The organism is Caballeronia choica (assembly GCF_001544535.1).
Lineage (GTDB): Bacteria > Pseudomonadota > Gammaproteobacteria > Burkholderiales > Burkholderiaceae > Caballeronia > Caballeronia choica.
Genome location: NZ_FCON02000522.1, coordinates 1 through 911, shown reverse-complemented (window position 1 = coordinate 911; position 911 = coordinate 1). Strand labels below are relative to the sequence as shown.

General features: G+C 63.9%; 1 protein-coding gene. It reads right to left on the bottom strand.

All coding sequences use genetic code 11. From position 1 onward, the window contains the following. A partial coding sequence (locus tag AWB68_RS45470) for a site-specific integrase (RefSeq protein WP_087650507.1) occupies positions 1-794 on the bottom strand: 794 nt, incomplete at its 3' end. Positions 795-911 lie beyond the last annotated feature (117 nt).

Sequence of the window (911 nt, the reverse complement as noted above, 5' to 3'; positions counted from 1 at the left end):
TCGAGCTTCGCATGGCCGAGCAGCACCTGGATCACGCGGATATCCACCTTCTGTTCGAGCAGATGTGTCGCGAAGCTATGGCGCAGCGTGTGCATGGACACGCGTTTGTCGATGTTCGCGGCCTCGGCGGCGGCATGAATGGCACGGTTCAACTGTCGCGTGCTTAACTGATCGAGCGGATCGAGTCCGGGAAACAGCCACCCACCGTCGAGCATCTTGCCCTGCGCACGGGCCACGCGCCACCACACACGCAGACGCTCGAGCAGCACCGGCGAGAGCATTGCGTAGCGGTCACGGCGGCCCTTGCCCTGCTCGATACGCAGTGTCATGCGTTCGCTGTCGACGTCGGTGACCTTCAGCGCTACCACTTCGCTGGCGCGTAGCCCCGCGCCGTACGCGACCGAAAGCGCGGTCTGGTGCTTCAGGTTGCCGGCCGCCTCGATGAGTCGCCGCACTTCATTGGGACTGAGCACGACGGGCAATATGCGGGGCACGCGCACCGGCTGCATCCTGACCATCAGCTCGGGCCGGTCGAGCGTGACTGTGAAGAAGAACTTCAGGCCGGTGATCGCGTGGTTCAGCGACACGGCCGATGTGCCGTGGTCAACCATATAGAGCTGGTAACGGCGCAGGTCCTCGACGGTGGCCGTGTCAGGTGAGCGCCCGAGGAAGCGGGCGAACTCACGCACGATGTGCAGATAGATGTCCTGCGTCTTGGGGGCAAGCTGGCGCATGCGCATGTCGTCGATCATGCGCTGGCGCAAGGGGCTGGCGTTTGCCGGTAAGGAGGTCATGATTCGGCTCCTGCTGGAGAACGAGGCGGATTGCCTCATTCGCCAACATAAAGCCGCGTGACCGGCCTCTCCCTGACCTCTCGCGTCAGACCGTAGCCCCTACCGCGCGAGCGGTTT